Below are 20,364 nucleotides of genomic sequence, written 5' to 3'. Positions count from 1 at the left end.
TCCTTGCATGCAGCACGCGGCTGCTCAGTTGGGCTTGAGATGGTTTTCCCGGACGACCTTGCGCCAGCGCTTTTCTTCTGCGGCCACATAGGCCTCGAGTTCAGCCGGATCGCCCGCGCGGATGCCCAGGCCTTCCTTCTCGACCTTCTCCCGGAACTCGGCGCTTCTTGCCGCGATCCTGGCCGCCTTGTTCAGGCGATCGACGATCTCGGGCGGCGTTCCCGCCGGCACGTACAGCCCGTACCAGCTTTCGACCACGTAGCCGGGCACCGTGTCCCCGATCGGCGCCACGCCCTCGAAGGACGGAGAAGGCTTGGCGCTGGTCACGCCCAGGGCGCGGAACCGTCCGCTCTCCACATAGCCCGAGGTGGCGGCCGCCGTGCCGAACATCATGTCCACCTGCCCGCCCAGCACATCCGTGATCGCCGGACCCGCCCCCTTGTAGGGCACGTGGGTCAGTTCCACCTTGGCCAGGTTGCTGAACATCTCGCCGGCCAGGTGGGCGGAGGTCCCGATGCCCTGCGACGCGTAGGTCAGCTTGCCCGGGTTGGCCTTGGCGGCCGCGAGCAGATCCGCCATCGTCTTGTAGGGGCTCTCGGCCCGGACCACCAGCACGTTCGGACCCGCGCCGATCAGGATGACTGGTGCGAACGCCGTTTCGTGCGAGTACGGCAGCCTGGGCTGGAGACTGGGATTGACCGCATGGGCGAACGAGGCGATCAGGATGGTGTAGCCGTCGGGCGGGCTCTTGGCCACGGCATCGGTGCCTATCATCGTGCCAGCGCCAGGCTTGTTCTCCACGACGATGGGCTTGCCCAGGTCCTTGCCCATTTCCGCGCCCAGCGTCCGTGCGATCAGATCCGTTCCGCCTCCCGGCGAAAAGGGAACGATCAGGCGGAGGGGGCGTTCGGGGTAGGCCGCCCATGCGGCATTGGCGGCCAGCAGCATGCCGGCCAGCATTCCCAGCACATGGCGGCGCGCCGCCATGCTTCGGGTTGAATCGGACATCGTCGTCTCCTGTAGGACACCGGCGTTCGCACCGGGGGGGTTCGCTCGTTCTTGTAGGCAGGCGGGCCTGCCAGGCGAAAGATTAGGCGCGATCCTTTTGCAACGCAGTTGCCGAATTCCAAGCAGTGGAACAAAATTCCCCTCCACGCCAAACGCGAAAACGGAGGCTGCACGTGGAAGGCCCTCGCAAACCAGGACGATCGCCCACCAACCGCTCCCTGGAACGGGGCGTCGAGATCCTGCGGGCATTCCGGCCCGGATCGGCCACATTGGGGAACACGGAGCTGGCCGAACGCAGCGGCTTGTCGAAATCCACCGTCAGCCGGCTCACGCAGACACTGGTCCGTAGCGGCCTGCTGCAGTTCGACGGCAACAGCCGGGCCTACCGGCTCGCCCCCGCCGTGCTCAGCCTGGCGCATGCGATGCGCACCGGATCGCGCGTGCTGCAACTGGCCGCGCCCCGGATGCGGGCCCTGGCCGAAGCGAAGCGGATCAACGTGGGACTGGCGGCGCCGGACCGCGACGAAATGGTCTATTTGGAATCGATACGCTACGCGCGCCGCGCGGCCTTGCGGCACGTCGTCTCGGGACAGCGCGTGCCGATGGAACTGACCTCGCTGGGACGCGCCTACCTGGCGACACTGACCGAAGCGGAGCTCAAGCCCCTGCTGGAAACGTTCAAGCAGCGGCGCGGCCGGAACTGGCCGGCCCTGGCGCGGGAAATCGGCGAAGCAGGAAACAGTGTGCGCACCCGTGGCTATTGCGCCGCGGCGTGGCAGCCCGAGGTGGTGGCCGTGGCAACCCCGCTGCGGATCGGCCACGACATCTACGTGCTCAATCTCAGCACGTCGACCAGCGACCCCCTGGCCAGTACCGCCCGCATTCTGGCCGATCCGCTGCTGGCCCTGGTCGCGGAGATACGCGAAGCCATCGAAGGCGATGCGTTCGCCCTCTGATGCGCTCGGTGGCGATCAGCTTCGAAGCGCCAGGCCGAAGCGTTCATTCAGATACCCCAGAATCGCCTGTAGTACCGCCTGGGGTTGCTCGGGCAGAAGCGCATGGCCGGCACCTCGAATGGTGAAGTTGGTTACCCGCTCGCCCAATTCGTCCCGCAGCACGTTTGCATAGATCGGCGGTGCCACCACGTCGAATTCGGCCTGAACATTCAGTATGGGCGCATTGCCGCCCGCGAAGAACTCGTCCACGGGCGTGCGCCGCTGGGCGAGCGTCTGCATGGCCATCAGGTGCCGGTTGAAGCCGGTCAGCCACGGCGTGGGGTCGTTGCCTGGCGCGAAGAAGACTTTTCGCAGATGTTCCAGCCGCTGCTCGTCGGACAGTTGCGGATCGGCGCTGCCTTCGATCGATGCCCGAACGTCCGCCGGAATCGGCGCGGCATCGGATCCCCGAGGCACCTTGCCGGCGGAGCCGGCAAGCAGGACCAAGCCCTTGACCAGATGGGGGAAATCGCTGGCCACGGTTCGGGCGATCCAGTTGCCATGGGCGTGCCCGATCAGGATGGCGGGGCCCGCGGACTCGTGCTCGATCACCGCGGCGATGTCGCCGGCCCACTCGTGCAAGGTCTTGCCTTCCAGGGGACCGGTGCTACCGCCGCTCCCTCTCGGCTCTGGGCACAGGGTACGCAAGCCACGCTCCGACAGCGGCCCGGCCAGCTCGGCCATGTCCTCGGCCCCGCGCCCCAGCGAAGGCAACAGCACGACGAGCGGCCCCTGCCCTCGCGCGAGTACTTCTATCGCGATATCCCTGTCCCGCGCCACGACGTGGCGGGTGGTCTCGCACCGAGCCGGTCCGGTGGACGGCGGAGGGATTTCTTCAATACGGGTCTGCTCTTGTGTGATCATGTCGCTCTACGAAGAAAAGTAAGCCGGACGATCGGCAGCCTCTGACGCCATATCCACACCTGCCTCGATCGGCCGAAGGAGGCCCCGCATGGACATACGACAGATCCGCTACTTCGTCACGGTGGCCGAAGAATTGAACTTCACTCGCGCCGCCGAGAAACTGCACATCTCCCAGCCTCCGCTGTCCCAGCACATCAAGGCGCTGGAAGAAGAGCTGGGCATCGAGTTGCTGTTCAGGAATCGGCGCGAGGTCAAACTCACCGACGCGGGCCGGGTCTTCCTGCTGGAGGCCCGCAAGGTTCTGGAACACTTGAACGTCGCGGTCAACACCACCTTGCGTACAGCCAGGGGAGACACCGGCGTGCTGAGGCTCGGCATGGCGACCTCCGCCGCCTTCAACGTCATGCCCGACGTCATCGAGCGGATACGCACCCGCTTTCCCCAGGTCGAGATCCTGGTCTCCGACATGGAATCCAAGGAGCAGATACGCATGATCGCGGAAGAGCGGCTGGACATCGGCTTCGTCCATGCGGCTCCCCTGGTGCGGGGAATGTGCAGCACGCCGCTGTTCTCCGAACCCTATGCCGCCGTCGTGCGCAAGGACGACGCTCTGGCGGAGCCCGCCACGCTCACGATGGCCGATCTGGTCGGACGTCCGCTCATTGCGTTCTCCCCCGCCCACGCGCCCAGCCTGGCGGATTCGCTGGTCACGGCATGCCTGGCGGCCGGGTTCAATCCGCAGATCGCCCACACCGCGCGGCATCCTTTCACCATGCTGCAGATGGTCGGAATGGGGCTGGGCATCGCCCTGGTCCCCGCCTCGTTCGCCCGCACCCACTTCCCCGGCGTGCGGTTCGTGCACGTGGACGACACGTCCAGGCAGGTCACCATCAACGCGGTCTGGCTGGAGCGGACGGCGTCGACGCTGGTTCGCCGGATCGTCGCCGAGATACTCGAACATGATGGCGTCAGTCCGCAGCCGCGGCCAGCATCTCGTTAATCGGCGTTTCGCCAAACCCGATGAAACCCCGCGTGATGAGCGCCGCCCGCTCCGGTCCCAGGCGCGGATGCATCAGCGCATCGAACTTGCTTCTTATGCCATCGGCCCTGCCGGGGTTGTCCGCCCCGCCGGACGGATTGTCCACGTCAACGCGCACCGGTCCCGTCCGGGTGTCCACCTCGACCCAGCCGCAGAACTCTCGGGGATAGCGCGCATCCAGCGCCGGGTCTCTGACGATTTCGATGCGGTTCGCCAGGTCGACGACCAGGGGATCGTTCAGGCGCCCGGACGAGAACTGGTCCGGCAACACCGCGCCATCCAGCAGCGCGACGGCCAGCGCGTAGCGGGCGCTCATCTGCGCGTTCAAGGCGGTGCCGGGAACGTAGCGGTATCCGCATTGCACATCCACGACCGACGCCATGCCTGCGCGGACGCGGCCTCCCTGCCGCCATCGCGACCGCAGCGCCAGCGCGGCGTCGACATGGGGATGGACGCTGCCACAGCAGCCATAGGGCTTGAAGTTGGTCTCCCGCGCGTGCCAGTGATCTCCCAGCGCCTGCGTCAACCGGGCCGGATCCGGACGGTCGCTGAATGCGCGCAGCCACCCGCCGTCCTCGGCTTCATACAACGAAGCGGGGCCCGTCAGGCCAAGCTCGGCCATCTCGGCGGACATGATGCCCGCATGGGCCGCCCGCCCCGGATGAAACCGCTTGCTATCGCTTCCGTCGACCGAGAAGGCATACAGCCCGCCCGACTGCGTGCCGGCCAGCCCCAGCGCCCAGGCCGTGCGCTCGGCGTCCAGGCCCAGGATCACGGACGCCGCCGCGGCCGCGCCCAGGGGGCCGCACACCGCAGTCAGGTGCCATCCACGAAGGCGGGCATGCGCCGGGACCAGCGCCAGCGAGGACCGGATGGCAACCTCGTAGCCGGCGGCCAGCGCGACTTCCATCCGCTGCATGCTGGCCCCTCGCGCTTCCCCCAGTGCGAACACGGTGGGCAGCATGACGGCACCCAGGTGCAGCTTGGCGTTGTGGAAATCGTCGAGCTCATAGGCGTGAGCCGCGGCGCCATTGGCCAGCGCGGCATCGGCGGCGCGCAGGCGTGCGCGCGTTCCCCATACAGTCGCCCCACCCCCGACTGCGCCACCGGCAGCGGCCCACTCCCGGATCGCACGCGTCCAGGCCAGGTCCACGCCGGCCAGGGCCGCGCCGAATGTATCCAGCCCCAGCAGCCGCAAGGTCGCGCAGACGTCCTCGGGCACCCTCGAGGGCCCCAGGCCGGCCACCCACGATGCAACGGTTCGAGTAATCATGACGGTATCTTGCAAGACGTGCCGGTCAGAAGGAAATCTTGATATTGGCTTCTTTCACCGCTTTGCCGATGGACACGATGTCCTGGCGAATCATGGCGCGAAACTCCTCGGGCGAGGATTGCGTGGGGACGAAGGACAGATCGTTGAAGCGCGCCTTCAACCCGGCCGTCCCGACCGCCCGCGCAACTTCGCGGTTCAGCGTTGCGACCACGTCCGCGGGCATGCCGGCCGGTCCCCAGATCCCGTACCAGGACAGCACTTCGAAATCGGGAACGCCGCTTTCGGCCACCGTCGGCACATCGGGCATCTGGGCCACGCGCTTCTTGCTCGTCACCGCAATGGCGCGCAGGCGACCGCCGGCGACGAAGGGATGAACACCCGGCATGGGCGATATCGCCGCCGAGACGTGCCCGCCCACCACGTCGGTCAATTGCGGGACCGCGCCCTTGTAGGCAACGATCTCCATGTCCAGTTTCAGCGCGCGATTGATCATTTCCTCGCTGAGATGGCTGGTCGTGCCCAGGCCCGAGGTTGCCCAGGTGTATTTTCCCGGCGATGTCTTCGCCAGTTGCGCAAGCTCGCCCAGCGTCTTGGCGGGCACGTCGTTGTTCACCGCCACGACCAGCGGGACATAGCCGATCTGCGCCACCGGCGTGAAGTCCTTCTCCGCGTCATAGGTAGGCTTGGACACCACCAGCGGCATGTAGACCTGGCTGGAAGCATTGAACAGCAGCGTATAGCCGTCCGCCTTGGAACGCTGGACCGCCGCCGAGCCGATCAGGCCCGAGGCGCCCGCGTGATTCTCGATCACGATGGGCTGGCCCAGTTGCTTCTGCAGTTGCTCGGCCACCAGCCGCCCCACGGTGTCGATCGATCCGCCCGGGGTGTAGGGGATCACCATCTTGATGGGCTTGGAAGGATAGGCCTGCGCCATGCAGGCCTGGCCGGCCAGTGCGGCCGCCAGGCCCAGCGCCGCGCCGAGTGCCATCCGGCGCAGATTGCGGTGTCTCATCGTCATCATTGCGTCTCCGTCAGTGTCTTCTGCTGGCGGACACTCTAATGAGCACGGCAACGACCGTCTAATACCGTATTCGACGAACAGTTATAGGAAACCGGCCTGCCCCGCTCCCCTGCCGGTCGCCCGGGCCAAGGGCGATCTCGCATCGTCCCCCGCCCGGCCCCGCCAGGCGATGTGGTGATCGGGCCGGATCAACACACGCTCGGCGCCATAAAGGGCCCGCGCGGCGGCATCGTCGATCTCCAGCACTTCCAGCCCCATGCCGTACTCGTTCGCCGCCTCGCGCCACGCCTCGCGCTCGGCGGCCGGCAGCACGCCGAAGGCAAGCAGCGTGAAGTCGCGCCCGAACAGGTCGAACAACACCTTGCCGCGCACGACGGCATGCGGCGCGCGCGACCCCGGCAGGGCCAGGGGCACGTAGCGATTCGGATCGTCCTGCGGCGCGGGGCCGGGTTCGGCGGCGACGATGGGGCTGTCCAGGTAGCGCACGCCCAGTTGCAGGCCGGGAATATTGAATTCGCTGGCCACGTGCGCGGCCACGCGGCGGCCGAGTTCGGCGCGAGCCTGGACGCCGGCTTCGCCGGCCGCCTCGATGTCCACGCCTGCCCGCAGATTGCCGATGCTGTCCGCCATGCGGCGCGCGAAGGCCGTGTTGCGCAGCGCCATGGGCCGGCGCTCGCGCTCGTAGCTGTCCAGCAGCGCGGGCGGCGCCTCGCCGCGAATCACCGCGGCCAGCTTCCAGCCCAGGTTCACCACGTCGTCGATCGAGGTGTTGTAGCCCATCCCTCCGGCGGGCGTGAAAAGGTGGGCGGCATCGCCCGCCAGAAACACGCGGCCCACGCCCATCCTGTCCGCCACCAGCGTATAGCCGGCCACCCATGGCAGGCGGTCGATCAGTTCGAAGTCGAACTCCCGGCCCACCACGGCATGCGCGGTGGCGATCGCGTCGATGTCGGCGGGCTCCTGTCCCGGCGCCAGCTGGACGGCCAGCAGGAAGGTCTCGATACCGTCGACGGCGATCAGCAGGCCGCGCTGGCGCGCGTTCACGGCCCAGTACTGCCAGGCGGGCTGCTTGCCGATCGCGTCGTAAAGCCGCCTGGACCGGAAGTAGATGGACAGCATCTGGCCGCCGAAGAAATCGCGCTGCTCGCTACCCTGCCCGGAATAGGCCACGCCCAGCGACTTGCGCACCAGGCTGCGGGGACCGTCGCACCCGACCAGATAGCGCGCTTCCAGCCGCCACGCCTGGCCGCCGCCTTCGGGCTCGACCACGGCGGTAACGCCCTGGTCGTCCTGTTCGACGGCAACCGCGCGCTGGCCCAGGCACAACCGCACGCTCGGATAGGTAGCAGCGCGCCTGCGCAGCACGGGCTCGATCAGCATCTGCTGCACGCGGTGCGGCAGTTCGGGCGTGGGCCATGCATCGCTGCCGTAGTCGCCGGCATTGCCCGAGGCATGACCGCCGGCCTCGCTGCGCCGCGCCGCGTCGCCCCGGCTCGGAATCCTGAAGCGCGCCAGTTCATACTCCGCCAGCTGCGTGCAATAGACCACGTCCTGGGGGTAGTCCGGCGGCAGGCCCAGAGCGCGGATTTCGTCGGAAAAGCCGCGCCGGCGATAGTGCTCCATGGTCCGGGCCGAGGTCGCGTTGGCCTTGGGAAAGGCCGGCGGATCGGCATCTTCCTCCAGCAGGACGCAGGGAATGTCCCTGCACCCGAGTTCGATCGCCAGCATCAGGCCGGCCGGACCGCCGCCGACGATGGCGACTTCTGTCTGCATGGTATTCACGATGAAGCGTCCTTCAGTCCGTCGTCGCCCCCGTGCGCCGTACCATCTCGGCATAGCGGGGCGTGTCCTTGCGCATCCACTCGGACACCGTCGCGCCGGGAACGGCGGCGGGCACGAATCCGAACGTGGCCATCTTGGTCTTGACCTCGGGCACGTCCAGCGCCGCGCGCACCGCGCGCGAGACCGCGTCCACCCGCTCGGCCGGCGTGCCTGCCGGCGCCACCAGGGCCACCCAGGTGGACGCATCCACGCCCCGGGGGCCGCCCGCCTCTTCCAGCGTGGGCACGTCGGGCAGCGCCGACGACCGCGCGCCGTCGGCCACCGCCAGCACGCGCAGCTTGCCGGCCTGGATCAATCCGCCTGCGGTGGCGTACGACCCCAGCGCCCAGGTCACTTCGCCGTTGGCCACGGCCGCGTACAGTTGCGCGGTGTCCTTGAACGGCACGTGCAGCATCTGCGTGCCCGTGGCCGCCTCCACCTGCGCGGCGCCCAGGTGGCCGGGGCTGCCGACCGCCCACGACCCGTACGTCACCTTGCCCGGCGAAGCCTGCGCCGCGGCGATCAGTTCGCGCACCGACTTGATCGGGCTGCCGCCGGAAACCACCACGAAGAACGAGGTCCGGTACAACCCGCCGACCGGGACGTAGTCCTTGACCGGATCGTAGGGCAGCTTGCGGAACAGGCTGGGATTGATGGCCATGTGGCCGACGTCGACGACGCCCAGGTCGTAGCCGGTGGCGGCCGCGCGGCGCACCGCTTCCATCGAGATGAAGCCGTTGCCGCCGGGCCGGGGCTCCACCACGACGGGCTGGCCCCAGTCCTTGGACAATTGCTCGCCCACCATGCGGGCCACGGCATCGGGTCCGCTCCCCGCCGGAAACGGGCTCAGCATCCGCACCGGCCGCGAGGGAAAGGCATCCGGCTGCGCCGCGCCGGCGGCCATCGGCTGTAAGGCCATGACGCAGAACAGGGCCGCCGCGAATCGGGGTAGGGTCATCGTTGGTCTCCGTGGTGGGTGGGTACTTGTTGTGGGAGACGAGTCTAGGTAAGGTCACTGCTTACAGAAAGATGGCAAAATCCTCCCATCGATACCTGGACGTTATCGACATGAAACTGCATCACCTGCGAGATTTCGTCGCCATCGCCGACGCGCACAGCGTGCGCGGTGCCGCGCGGGCCCTGGGCCTGGCCCAGCCCGCCCTGACCCGCAGCCTGCGCGAACTGGAAGGCGAACTGGGCACGCCCCTGCTTGAGCGGCACGCGCGCGGCGTGGTGCTGACGCCCATCGGCCAGGCCTTCTATGGCCGCGCGCACGCCGCCATGGCCGAACTCCAGCGCGGACGCGAGGAAGTGGCGCAGTTGCTGGGCACCCCGTCGGGCACCGTCACCGTGGGCCTGTCCAGCGCGGTCTGGCTGGTCATGGCGGCCCAGGCGCACCAAGGCTTTCGCAAGAAATATCCCGGCATGCGGCTGCGCATGATGGAAGGCTTCTTCTCCATGCTGGAAGGCCGCCTGCAGGACGGTACCCTGGATTTCTTCATCGGCCCCCGGCCCGCGCGCCCCATCGGCGACGGCTACAAGGTCGACCTGCTGTTCCACAACGACCGGGTGGTCGTGGGCCGCAAGGACCACCCCCGGCGCCATGCCACCAGCCTGGCGGAACTGGTCGACCAGGACTGGATCCTGACGGGCGTGCGCGAACGGGTGGAAGCGGAATTCGAGGATGCCTTCGCCAGCCAGGGCCTGCCCCCGCCCGTACCCAAGACCCAGGCCGAATCCATGGTGGGCGTGGCCGCGCTGCTCAGCTCGACCGACGCGCTGGCCATGCTGCCGCGTCAGTGGCTGCAGGCCAGCCTGTTCGAAGGGGTGATCGAGGCCATCTCCATACGCGAGCACATCGAGGGCCCCGACATCGTGCAGATCTCGCGCGCCGGCGTGCCCCTGACGCCGGCGGCTGCCTATCTGTCCACCTTGTTCGAACGCGCCGCGGTCGCGATGTAACCGCGGCTCTCAGCCCGCCAGTTCGCGCCAGATGTCCAGGCTCTGCTGCGCCGGCCGATCCGAGAAACTGAACAGGACGGTATCGGCATCCGCATGCAGCGTGTACGGCACCCATGACGGGCAGACGAACACGTCGCGCTGGCCAAAGCGCAGTTCCCGTCCGCCTATGCGGCATGTCCCGCTTCCTTCCCGCACGGCGTAGACGGTGGCGTCGGTCGAACGGTAAGCCGCGCCGTCGAAGCCCGCAGGCAGGTATTGCAGGAACGTGCCCATGGTCGGCATGGGCCACCCGCCGGTGACGGGATTGACGTATTGCAGCTTGTGGCCCCAGCACGGATTCGGCGCCTGCGACCGCGCGAAGGCCAGCAGGGCTTCACGGCTGCGCGCGTACGGATACCAGCACAGCGGCGAGGTCCGGCTGGCCGGTTCGAAGCCGACCGGCTTCATCGTCGCGCCGAAAGCCGCCAGATTGTCCCCGCCGTCGCCGCCCTGCCCCGCCGGCGCGGCGTCGCCCTTCTCCATGAATTGCGCGTCGAACAGTTCCACGATGGGCACGTCCAGCCCATCCAGCCAGACCATGGGCTCGTCGGAAGGATTGCCGTGGTCGTGGAAGGCCCACGACGGGGTGATGACGAAGTCCCCCTCCTCCATCGCGATCCGGCGTCCGTCCACCGCCGTATAGGCGCCCCTGCCCTGCAGGACGAAACGCATGGCCGATTGCGAGTGGCGATGCGGCGGCGCCACTTCGCCGGGCAGGATGAGCTGCAGGCCCGCATACAGGCTGTGCGTAATGCGGGAGCGGCCGCGCAGCCCCGGATTCTCCAGCACCAGGACCCGGCGCTCGGCCTCTTCGGCGCTGATCAGGCTGCCCGCGTCCCGCAGGTAGGGCCACATGGTTTCCCAGGGCCAATGGCAAGGCTGGCAGGGCGTGGACGGCGTGGGCGTGATCAGGCCGTGCAGCACCTCCCACAGCGGCGTGCAATGGCTGGCGTCGATCCGGCCGTAGAACGCCTCGCGCCGCGCGCACATGTCGTCCGTCATCGAGGAATCTCCTTCGGATCGTACATCCAGGCCATGCTTTCCATGGTCTGCTCCGCCGTCCTGACGCCCAGGAACGCATTGCGCAGGTCGCGCGTGGCACCGGCGGCGTGGTAGGCATGGCCATAGAGCCGCGCCGTCAGCTGCGTGCGGGCGGTGCGCAGGTAGCGCGCCTGCTGGTAGTCCAGGAACGCGGCGGCCATGTCGTCCCGATGGGCACTCACCTTGCCGGCCAGGCACACCGCATCCTCCATCGCCATGCACGCGCCCTGCGCCAGGTATTGCAGCATCGGGTGCGCGGCATCGCCCAGCAGCGTGACCCGCCCCTTGCTCCAGTTGGCCACGGGTTCGCGGTCGCACAGCACCCACATGCGCCAGGACTCGATCTTCTCGAGCATGCCCAGGACCAGGGGATGCGCGCCCTGGAAGCGCAGGTGCAGTTCCTCCGGGTCGCCGTAGGTGTCCCAGCCGTCCTCGTAGCGATCGCTGTGAAAGACCGCCACCAGGTTGAACAGTTCGTTGCCGCGCAGGGGGTAGTGGACCAGGTGATACTTGGGCCCCATCCAGACCACCATGGCGTTCAGCCGGTTACTGTCGGGCACCTCGTCGGCGCGCAGCACCGCGCGGTAGGCGATGTGGCCCGAGACGCGGGGCTTGCCGTCGCCCACGATACCCGCGCGAATGGTGGACCAGAGCCCGTCGGCGCCGATCAGCGCCGCGCCGGCGAACGTCTGCCCTTGCTGGGTGCGGATCACGACGCCATCCGGCGTGTCCTCGTGGTCCTGGACCTTGGTGGAGGCATGCAGCGTGACGCGCCCGCTTTCGCGGCAGGCTTCCAGCAGGACCGCGTGCAGGTCCGCGCGGTGGATCAATCCGTAGGGCCGGCCGAAGCGCTGCGGAAACAGGCGGGCGACAGGCAACTGCACCAGCCGTTCGCCCGACAGCGCGTCCATCGCGACGATGTCGTCGGGAAACGAAGCCAGCCGGTTCACCTTGTCGGTGATGCCCAGCGCGTCGAAAGTATGGAAGGCGTTGGGGCCCAGCTGGATGCCGGCGCCGATTTCCTTGAAGGTCTCGGCCTGCTCGAATACCGTCGTCGAACGCCCCGTGCGCGCCAGCGCCAGCGCCGCCGCCAGTCCGCCTATGCCGCCCCCCGCCACCAGCACCCGGGATGCATCGTCTGCTTTCATGCCGGGTCTCCCGCCTGCGCCTGGCGCACGGCCACCGTCATCCGGCCCACGCCCGCCACTTCGACGTCGATGACGTCGCCCGCCTCGACCGGCCCGACGCCCTCCGGCGTACCCGTGAACAGCAGGTCGCCGGGATGCAGCGTATAGAACGACGACGCCAGCTCGATCAGCTCGGGAATGCCCAGCACGAGGTCCCGGGTGCTGGCCCGCTGGCGCGGCTGGCCGTTCACGGTCAGCCAGAAATCCAGGCTGGCCGGATCCGGCACTTCGTCGGGCGTCGCCATCCACGGTCCCAGTACCGAATAGGTATCGATGGACTTGCGCAGGCTGCGCTCCTCCGGCCCGCGGGTGGTCATGTCCAGCCCCACGCAATAACCCGCTATGTATTCATGCGCCCGCGCGGCGGGAATGTCGCGGCCACGCCGGCCGATCACGACCACCACCTCGGCTTCGTGGTCGTTGCGGCGATCCGGATGCTTCAGCGCGACCCCCGCGGCCGGGCCGACCAGGGAACTGGTGGCCTTCAGGAACAGGCCCACGCGCTGGATTTCGCCGACCTGGTTGCGATGATGGATTTGCGCATCGCCCCGGGCTTCGTCCAGATGCTTCAGGTAGTTGACCGGCGCCGCGACGATCTTCCCCGGACTGGCCACGGGGCTCAACAAGGACACGTCCTTGAGCGGCACGCTGGGCGCGCCGGGCAACAGGTCGCGGATGCATCGCTTGACCGCGTCCAGGTTGGCGATCAGCGGATCGAAAGGCGGCAGCGGATAGGTATGGGCGGGCAGGATGGCGAGAGCGGGCGTGACGTCGCGGACCCGGTCCCCTTCCACCAGTCCCAGCCGGTCCGCATCGAAGCGGCAAAGCAGCATGCATGTCTCCTTGCAGGAATGTCAGGCAAGAAGACTAGGGATGCGTCATTATTGCGTCAATCGACTAGAATTTATTCATCATATTTAAAAATACAATATCCATCCCGGCCCGACGGCGCCCATGAGCAAACTCGACCTGACCGACCTGCGCCTTTTGCAATCCCTGGCCCGGACCGGCACGGTCTCGGCCACGGCCGACGAACTGGGCCTGAGCCAGCCTTCGGTCAGCATTCGTCTGGGCAAGCTGCGCCGGCACTTCAAGGATCCGCTGTTCGTGCGCACGTCCGCCGGCATGGTCCCCACGCCCCGGGCCGCCTCGCTGACACCGGCGGTGCAAGGCGCGCTGGCCCTGTTCGACGGCCGCGAAGGCCGCGAACCGGATTTCGACCCCGCCACGTCCGACCGGGTGTTCCGCATCTGCATGACCAATACCGGCCAGATGGTGGTCCTGGCCCGCCTGCTCAATCGCCTGGCCGACGTCGCGCCCCACGTGCGTCTGGAAGTGCGGGATCTGGATCCGGACACGCCGCGCCGCCTGGAAACCGGCGATGCCGACCTGGCCATGGGCTACACGACCAGCATGCAGGCGGGCTTCCACCAGCAGACGCTGTTCGGCGAACACTACGTCTGCCTGGTCCGCGCCGGCCACCCGCGCGTCAAGGCCAAGCTGACGAAGGCGCAGTTCCTGTCCGAGTCCCACGTGGCCGTCATGACCACCGGCACGGCCCACTGGCTGCTGGACAAGGCGATCGACGACGCCGGCATCGCCCGCAAGACGGCCCTGTGGGTGCCCTCGTTCCTGGGGCTGGAGGAAATCGTCGCCAGGACCGACCTGCTGGCGCTGGCCCCCATCCACCTGGCGCGCATCCTGGCCGCCCATGGAACGATCCGCTACCTGGCGGTGCCGTTCGACCTGCCGTCCTACCTCGTGCGCCAGTACTGGCACGAACGCTACCACCGCGATCCCGGCTGCAAATGGCTGCGGGCGGTCGCGGCCAGCGTGTTCCAGGAGTAGCCGGGCACGGCGTTTGCTAAGGATCCCCACCTCAGTGAGAGGGGCACTCTGGAGCAATCCTCATGAACAAATCGACCATCCCGACCCCGCAAAAGGCCGCCCTGAGCCTGCTGCTGGACGACCATCGCAATGCCAAGAAGCTGTTCAAGCAATTCAAGGAAGCCGGATCCGATGCGGAGAAGGAAGAAATCGCCCAGACGGTCTGTAAGGAATTGACCATCCACACCATGCTGGAAGAAGAAATCTTCTACCCGCTGGTCCGGCGCGAAGGCGGCCAGCCCTTCGCCGACCTGCTGGACGAGGCCATCGTCGAGCACGCCAGCGCCAAGGACCTGATCGCGCAGATCCAGGCCATGCACGCCACCGACGAGATGTACGACGCCAGAGTCACCGTCCTGGGCGAATACATCAACCATCACGTCAAGGAAGAAGAAGAGGAACTGTTTCCCAAGATCGTCGGCAAGAAGATCGACTTGCGGGAAGCGGCGGACATGATGGCGGCGCGCAAGGAAGAGCTGATGGGGACCGTCCCGGCCTGACGGCCGGACAGCCGGGGCCGAAGGCTTCGCCGGCCCGGCTGCCCCCAAAAGCGGGGTACCATGTCCACCTGCTTGTCGATACTACCCAGAAGCCCCATGAAGCAAGAACCGACTTTGCGCGACGACAGCGCTCCTCGCCCGGAAAGCGACACCAGCTTCCTTTGGTCCGATGCCCGGCTGCTCGGATTCCATCCCATGGACGAGTCGCACAAGGAGTTCTACGACGTCGCCTTCCGCCTGCTGACCTGTACCCAGGACTCGGCGCCGGCGGCGCTGGACGCGTTCGAGGAACACGTCAAATCGCACTTCGGCCAGGAAGAAGAGTGGATGCGCACCACCGAGTTCCCGCCGTCCGACTGCCACGTGCAGGAACACGAAGCCGTGATGAAATCCACCCGCGAGGTGCGCGAGCTGTTCCTGAGCGGACAGGCCGACGTGGCGCTGGTGCACGACTTCGCCCTGCACCTGTTCCAATGGTTCCCGGGCCATGCCGACTACCTGGACGCGGCGCTGGCCGCCTGGATGAGCAAGCGCGCCTACGGCGGCAAGCCCATCGTGCTGCGGCGCAAGATGTAACATCCGGCCGGATCCGACTAGCCATGCAATTCCACCTGAACGGGTTCAAACCCGGCGACCCCGACATCTCCGAACCCGCTGGACAAGGCGCAGCCCCGCGAGCCGACGCGCTGCCCGGCGAGGTCGACATCCTGATCGTGGGCAGCGGCCCCACCGGCCTGACCCTGGCCACGCAGCTGGCGGCCTTTCCCGACCTCAGGACCTGTATCGTCGAACAAAAACCGGGACCGCTGCGGCTGGGCCAGGCCGACGGCATCGCCTGCCGCACGGTCGAGATGTTCGAGGCCTTCGATTTCAGCCAGCGCGTGCTGAAGGAAGCGTATTGGGTCAACGAGACCTCGTTCTGGAAACCTGACGATGCGCAGCGCGACCAGATCGTGCGCAGCGGCCGCATCCAGGACACCGAGGACGGTCTTTCCGAGTTTCCCCACGTCATCCTGAATCAGGCCCGCGTCCACGACTTCTACCTGGACGTCATGCGCAACGCGCCGTCACGGCTCGAACCCCACTACTCGCGCCGCCTGCTGGATCTGGCCGTGGCGGAATCCCCCGCCGGCGGCGCGCCCACCCATCCGGTCACGGCGCGCTTCGAGCGCACCGACCCCGGACACGAGGGCCAGGTCGAGACGGTGCGCGCCCGCTTCGCGGTCGGCTGCGACGGCGCCCACAGCGCGGTGCGCAAGTCGCTCGGCCGCGCGCTGCACGGCGAGTCGGCCAACCAGGCCTGGGGCGTGATGGACGTGCTGGCCGTCACCGACTTCCCCGACATCCGCATCAAGTCGGCCATCCACTCTGCCAGCGAAGGCAGCGTGCTGATCATCCCGCGCGAGGGCGGCTATCTGGTGCGCCTGTACATCGAACTCGACAAACTGAACGAGAACGAGCGCGTCGCCAGCCGGCAAATCACCTCCGACCGCCTGATCGCCGCCGCCCAGCGCATCCTGCGCCCCTACACCCTGGACGTGAAGGAAGTCGCGTGGTGGTCCGTGTACGAGATCGGCCAGCGCCTGTGCGACAAGTTCGACGACGTGCCCGAACAGGAGGAACATGCCCGCCTGCCGCGCGTCTTCATTGCCGGCGACGCCTGCCACACCCACAGCCCCAAGGCGGGCCAGGGCATGAACGTCTCCATGCAGGACGGCTTCAACCTGGGCTGGAAGCTGGCCGCCGTGCTGCGCGGCCAGAGCACGCCCCAGATCCTGCACACCTACTCCAAGGAACGCCAGACCGTCGCCAAGGAACTGATCGACTTCGATCGCGAATTCGCCAAGATGTTCAGCGCCGCCCCCAAGGATCCGTCCCGGGACGACAGCGAAGGCATCGACCCGGCCGAGTTCCAGCGCTACTTCGTCAAGCAGGGCCGCTTCACCGCCGGCACCGAGACCCGCTACTACCCGTCCGTCATCAGCGCGGAGCCGACCCACCAGGAACTGGCGCGCGGCCTCGTCATCGGCATGCGCTTCCACTCCGCGCCGGTCATCCGCCTGGCCGACGCCAAGCCCATGCACCTGGGCCACGCGGTCAAGGCCGACGGCCGCTGGCGCGTGTTCGCCTTCGCCGATGCCGCGGACCCCGCCGCGCCGTCCGCGGCCATCGGGGAACTGTGCCGCTTCCTGGCCGAATCAAGCCAGTCGCCGATCCGGAAATACACGCCCGCGGGGGCCGACGTCGACGCCGTGATCGACGTGCGCGCCGTCTTCCAGCAAGGCCATCGCGCGCTGGCGCTCGAGGCCATGCCGGCCTTCCTGCAGCCGCGCAAGGGACGCTACGGGCTGATCGACTACGAGAAGATGTTCTGCCCCGACCTGAAAGGCGGCCAGGACATCTTCGACCTGCGCGGCATCGACCGCCGGCGCGGCTGCGTGGTGATCGTGCGGCCCGACCAATACGTGGCGCACGTGCTGCCGCTGGATGCCCACGCGGAACTGGCGGGGTTCTTCGACGGGTTCATGGTGGAGGCGGGCTAGCGCCGCCCGCTACATCATGGACGCCACGCCCTGGATCAGATAGACGGTCCCGATTCCCAGCACGATCGTCCGGGTCCAGCGGCGGAACTGCGCGTCGGTGATGCGCTCGAGTACGGCCCGGCTCAATGACGTGCCGGCGACGGCGCACCCGATAAGCACCACCCAGTGCCACCATTGCGCCGACAGTTCGGCCGCGCCCAGCGCGCCGCCAAAATACACCAGCTTGGAGGTATGTCCCAGCACCTGGCACGTCGCCTTCGTCGCCACCACGGTGCGGCGGTCCATGGCGGTCGACCGCACGAAGAAGATATCCAGCAGCGGTCCCGTGACCCCGCTCAGCAGATGCATGACCTGGCACACGAAGCCGCATATTTCGGCGGCCATGCGCCGCTCGGCTCGAGGCGCCAGGCGGGCCGGCACGGCCAGCGCGATGAAGGGACTCAGCCCCAGGACGATCAGCGCCATGCTGCGGCTGGGAACGAACCGGACGCTGAACATGAGCGCGAACGCGACCGCTGCGCCCATGGCGAACCGCCCGACGATCCGCCAATCGGTATGAGCTCGCCACAGGACGGCGCGCCAGACGTTCGACGCCAGCAAAGCCACGCTTTGCACGACCATGGCTGCCGAGACCGGCATCAGCAATAGCAATGCGCCCATCAGCACCATGCCGCCCGCCATGCCGAACACGCCCGACAAGAACGAGGCGAACACGGTCAACAGGCTGACAATGGCGAAAATTCCAGCCGTCATGGCCGCTCCCCCATTGGGAACCGTTGTATTACGGTTCTTTTTTCGCCGGGGAGTATAGCTCCGGCCCACGGCCCTAGTTTGGGCCGCACGATACTTAACATCGGCCCACCCCCTCCTCTGGCACGAAGGGAAATCGGATACGCTCCCCTGCTCGTATCTCGAGATTTGCGCGTGACGCAAAACTGTTTCACTTTGTCCTCGCCACGGTTGAATAGGCCGCCCCCTGGAGGCCTTCGATATGTGAAGGCCTTTTGATGCTCGTCGGAAGCTACGATCCCAACCTGGTGCTGGTTTCTCTCGCGGTCGCCATACTGGCCTCCTATACCGCGCTGGGACTGGTCAGCCGTGCCAATGCGACACGCGGCAAGGTTTCGCTCGCCTGGCTGCTGGGTGGCGGATGCGCCTTGGGCCTGGGCATCTGGTCCATGCACTTCGTCGGCATGCTGGCTTTCCGGCTCCCCATCCCGCTCGGATACGACCTGGGGCTCACGATCCTGTCCCTCCTGATCGCCATCGCCTGCTCGGCCTGCGCGCTCTGGATGGCGCACCGCGCGGCACTGCCTCGGTGGCGCATGGCTTGCGCGGCGCTGCAGATGGGGGCCGGCATTGCCGCCATGCACTACGTCGGCATGGCCGCGATGCGCATGTCCCCGGCCATCGAATACTCACCCTGGCTATTCGCCCTTTCCATCGTCATCGCCGTGGTCGCCTCGGGCACCGCGCTGTCGATCGCGCACAAGCAACGCCGCAACCGTTCGAACACCGCGGCCCGCCGGCTCCGCGGTTCCCTGGTCATGGGCCTGGCCATCGTGGGCATGCACTATACCGGCATGACCGCGGCCCGCATCGCCGACGGCGCCGAATGCCTGGCCGTGCTGAGCGGCATCAGCCCGGGCTGGCTGGCCACCGGAGTCACCGGCATTACCTTGAGCGTGCTGAGCATCGCGCTGGCCGTGGCCGTTCTGGACACCCGCCTGGAGACACGCACCTCGGCCCTGGCGGCCTCGCTGGCCCAGGCCAACCAGGAACTCATGCACCTGGCGCTGCACGACACGCTCACCAAGCTCCCCAACCGCGCCCAGCTCGACGACCGCCTGCGCCAGGCCATCAGCCGGGCCGATACGCGGCACAGCCGTTTCGCGGTGCTGTTCATCGACCTGGATGGATTCAAGGCGGTCAACGACGCCTACGGCCATCGCTGCGGCGACGGCCTGTTGCGTGAACTGGCCCACCGCATCAAGGATGAAGTCGCCCGGCCCGGGGATACCGTCGCGCGCCTGGGCGGCGACGAGTTCGTCCTCGTGGCCGACGTGGCGGCCCCCGCCGACTCCGCCCTGATCGCCCAGAAACTCATCGCCGCGCTCTCGCGCGACACCCACGTCGACGGACACACGCTGTGCGTCACGGCCAGCGTGGGCATCGCCATCCATCCGGAGGACGGCAAGGATGGACACACGCTGCTAACCCATGCCGATGCCGCCATGTACCACGCCAAGCGCCAGGGCGGCGCCCGCCGCTTCAGCTATTTCGAATCGACCATGAATGAAGACGCGCGCAGGCAACTGCAACTGGTGCAGGACCTGCGCCAGGCGCGAGAACGCGGCGAACTGCTGCTGCACTACCAGCCCAAGTTCCTGCCGCCGACCGGCCCGGCGGTCGGCGCCGAAGCGCTGCTGCGCTGGAATCATCCCAGGCACGGCGTCATTCCGCCGGGCGACTTCATCCCGCTGGCGGAACGCACGGGACTGATATTTCCCATCGGCGACTGGGTACTGAACGAGGCCTGTCGGCAGTTACGGATATGGCGCGACCTCGGGCACACGAACTGGAACGTGTCCGTGAATCTGTCGGCCATGCAATTCGCCCACCCGGGCCTGCTGGAAACGATACAGGGCGCGCTCGCGCGTCACCTGGTGCCGCCCAGTTGCCTGACCATCGAGATCACCGAAACCACGGCCATGCGGGATGCCGTGGCCAGCATCGAAGTGCTGCGCAAGCTGACCGCGCTGGGCGTATCGATTTCCATCGACGATTTCGGCACCGGCTACTCCAACCTGCTCTATCTGAAGCAACTGCCCGCCAACGAACTGAAGATAGATCGCAGCTTCATCGACCAGCTCGAACACAGCCAGGAAGATGCCGCCATCGTCTCGGCCATCATCGCGCTGGGCCAGCGCCTGAACCTCAGGATCGTCGCGGAAGGCGTGGAGACAGCCGGTCAGCAACGACTCCTGACCGAACTCGGCTGCAACTCCGTGCAAGGCTTCCTGCTGGGCAAGCCTGTGCCCGCCTCGGAGTTTCCCGACGTCGCCCAAGCGTGGCATCCCGTTCTCGCCCCCTCCCGCCTTCCCCGGCCGACAACAAGCCACGTCGGTTGACTTGCCGGGCCATTCCGGCCACGCCTTCTTCACCCCTGCCCGCCAACGGATCG

18 protein-coding genes are annotated in these 20,364 nt (G+C 67.5%); 8 read left to right on the top strand and 10 right to left on the bottom strand.

The annotated features are described in order from the left end of the window. Positions 1-24 precede the first annotated feature (24 nt). Positions 25-1,008, bottom strand: a complete 984-nt coding sequence (locus WKR98_RS12885) for a tripartite tricarboxylate transporter substrate binding protein (protein WP_370282864.1) — start codon at positions 1,006-1,008, stop codon at positions 25-27. Positions 1,009-1,181: 173 nt separating this feature from the next. Between WKR98_RS12885 and WKR98_RS12880 the strand changes: the two genes are divergently transcribed. Further along, positions 1,182-1,964 carry an IclR family transcriptional regulator gene (locus WKR98_RS12880; RefSeq protein WP_341433458.1) on the top strand — a complete coding sequence of 261 codons (783 nt, stop codon included), beginning with the start codon at positions 1,182-1,184 and terminating at the stop codon, positions 1,962-1,964. A gap of 15 nt (positions 1,965-1,979) precedes the next feature. On the opposite strand, the gene WKR98_RS12875 is transcribed toward WKR98_RS12880, so the two are convergent. Next, a complete protein-coding gene (locus WKR98_RS12875; protein ID WP_341433456.1) occupies positions 1,980-2,867 on the bottom strand; it encodes an alpha/beta fold hydrolase in 888 nt (295 codons plus the stop codon). An 88-nt stretch (positions 2,868-2,955) separates the two neighbouring features. On the opposite strand from WKR98_RS12875, the gene WKR98_RS12870 reads away from it, so the two are divergent. After that, positions 2,956-3,867, top strand: a complete 912-nt coding sequence (locus tag WKR98_RS12870; protein WP_341433455.1) for a LysR substrate-binding domain-containing protein — start codon at positions 2,956-2,958, stop codon at positions 3,865-3,867. Here the strand turns inward: WKR98_RS12870 and WKR98_RS12865 are convergent. The 4 genes from WKR98_RS12865 to WKR98_RS12850 all read right to left on the bottom strand — a co-directional run bounded on the left by WKR98_RS12865 (position 3,836) and on the right by WKR98_RS12850 (position 8,979). After that, positions 3,836-5,179 (bottom strand): MmgE/PrpD family protein, encoded by a 1,344-nt coding sequence (locus WKR98_RS12865; protein ID WP_341433454.1) that lies wholly within the window; start codon positions 5,177-5,179, stop codon positions 3,836-3,838. The two genes, WKR98_RS12870 and WKR98_RS12865, sit on opposite strands and share 32 nt — an antisense overlap. Before the next feature lie 25 nt (positions 5,180-5,204). Further along, entirely contained in the window at positions 5,205-6,200 is a 996-nt protein-coding gene (locus WKR98_RS12860; protein ID WP_341433452.1) for a Bug family tripartite tricarboxylate transporter substrate binding protein, read from the bottom strand. Between the two features lie 81 nt (positions 6,201-6,281). Continuing rightward, positions 6,282-7,973, bottom strand: coding sequence for an FAD-dependent monooxygenase (locus tag WKR98_RS12855; protein ID WP_341433450.1), 1,692 nt, complete (start codon positions 7,971-7,973; stop codon positions 6,282-6,284). Between the two features lie 22 nt (positions 7,974-7,995). Beyond that, positions 7,996-8,979 carry a Bug family tripartite tricarboxylate transporter substrate binding protein gene (locus tag WKR98_RS12850; RefSeq protein WP_124688451.1) on the bottom strand — a complete coding sequence of 328 codons (984 nt, stop codon included), beginning with the start codon at positions 8,977-8,979 and terminating at the stop codon, positions 7,996-7,998. Between the two features lie 110 nt (positions 8,980-9,089). On the opposite strand from WKR98_RS12850, the gene WKR98_RS12845 reads away from it, so the two are divergent. Further along, complete coding sequence (locus WKR98_RS12845; RefSeq protein WP_124688450.1) at positions 9,090-9,983, top strand: LysR substrate-binding domain-containing protein; 894 nt, start codon at positions 9,090-9,092, stop codon at positions 9,981-9,983. A gap of 9 nt (positions 9,984-9,992) precedes the next feature. On the opposite strand, the gene gtdA is transcribed toward WKR98_RS12845, so the two are convergent. The 3 genes from gtdA to WKR98_RS12830 are packed head-to-tail and all read right to left on the bottom strand — an operon-like array spanning position 9,993 to position 13,083. Further along, positions 9,993-11,024, bottom strand: coding sequence for a gentisate 1,2-dioxygenase (gene gtdA, locus WKR98_RS12840; RefSeq protein ID WP_341433448.1), 1,032 nt, complete (start codon positions 11,022-11,024; stop codon positions 9,993-9,995). Further along, positions 11,021-12,211 carry a 3-hydroxybenzoate 6-monooxygenase gene (locus WKR98_RS12835; RefSeq protein ID WP_341433446.1) on the bottom strand — a complete coding sequence of 397 codons (1,191 nt, stop codon included), beginning with the start codon at positions 12,209-12,211 and terminating at the stop codon, positions 11,021-11,023. Before WKR98_RS12835 ends, gtdA begins: the two co-directional genes overlap by 4 nt. Continuing rightward, entirely contained in the window at positions 12,208-13,083 is an 876-nt protein-coding gene (locus WKR98_RS12830; RefSeq protein ID WP_341433445.1) for a fumarylacetoacetate hydrolase family protein, read from the bottom strand. The genes WKR98_RS12835 and WKR98_RS12830 overlap by 4 nt, the downstream gene beginning before the upstream one ends. 121 nt (positions 13,084-13,204) lie before the next feature. Here WKR98_RS12830 and WKR98_RS12825 point away from each other — a divergent pair, with 121 nt between their 5' ends. From WKR98_RS12825 to WKR98_RS12810, 4 genes are all read left to right on the top strand, one after another. Then, positions 13,205-14,098 carry a LysR family transcriptional regulator gene (locus tag WKR98_RS12825; RefSeq protein WP_341433443.1) on the top strand — a complete coding sequence of 298 codons (894 nt, stop codon included), beginning with the start codon at positions 13,205-13,207 and terminating at the stop codon, positions 14,096-14,098. Between the two features lie 62 nt (positions 14,099-14,160). Then, positions 14,161-14,637, top strand: coding sequence for a hemerythrin domain-containing protein (locus tag WKR98_RS12820; RefSeq protein WP_341433441.1), 477 nt, complete (start codon positions 14,161-14,163; stop codon positions 14,635-14,637). 96 nt (positions 14,638-14,733) lie between these two features. Then, a complete protein-coding gene (locus tag WKR98_RS12815) occupies positions 14,734-15,213 on the top strand; it encodes a bacteriohemerythrin (protein WP_124688444.1) in 480 nt (159 codons plus the stop codon). A gap of 23 nt (positions 15,214-15,236) precedes the next feature. Further along, on the top strand, positions 15,237-17,180 hold the full coding sequence (locus WKR98_RS12810; RefSeq protein ID WP_341433437.1) for an FAD-binding monooxygenase: 1,944 nt from the start codon (positions 15,237-15,239) through the stop codon (positions 17,178-17,180). 9 nt (positions 17,181-17,189) lie between these two features. On the opposite strand, the gene WKR98_RS12805 is transcribed toward WKR98_RS12810, so the two are convergent. Continuing rightward, positions 17,190-17,933: a sulfite exporter TauE/SafE family protein gene (locus WKR98_RS12805; protein WP_124688442.1), complete on the bottom strand. Its 744-nt coding sequence runs from the start codon at positions 17,931-17,933 to the stop codon at positions 17,190-17,192. Between the two features lie 254 nt (positions 17,934-18,187). On the opposite strand from WKR98_RS12805, the gene WKR98_RS12800 reads away from it, so the two are divergent. Next, positions 18,188-20,311, top strand: coding sequence for a putative bifunctional diguanylate cyclase/phosphodiesterase (locus tag WKR98_RS12800; protein ID WP_341433433.1), 2,124 nt, complete (start codon positions 18,188-18,190; stop codon positions 20,309-20,311). The last annotated feature ends 53 nt before the right edge of the window (positions 20,312-20,364 follow it).

The sequence above is a fragment of the Pigmentiphaga sp. YJ18 genome (assembly GCF_038066655.1).
Classification (GTDB): Bacteria; Pseudomonadota; Gammaproteobacteria; order Burkholderiales; family Burkholderiaceae_B; genus Pigmentiphaga.
Note: the sequence above shows the minus strand (reverse complement) of the source record. Positions and strands in the feature narration are given on the sequence as shown.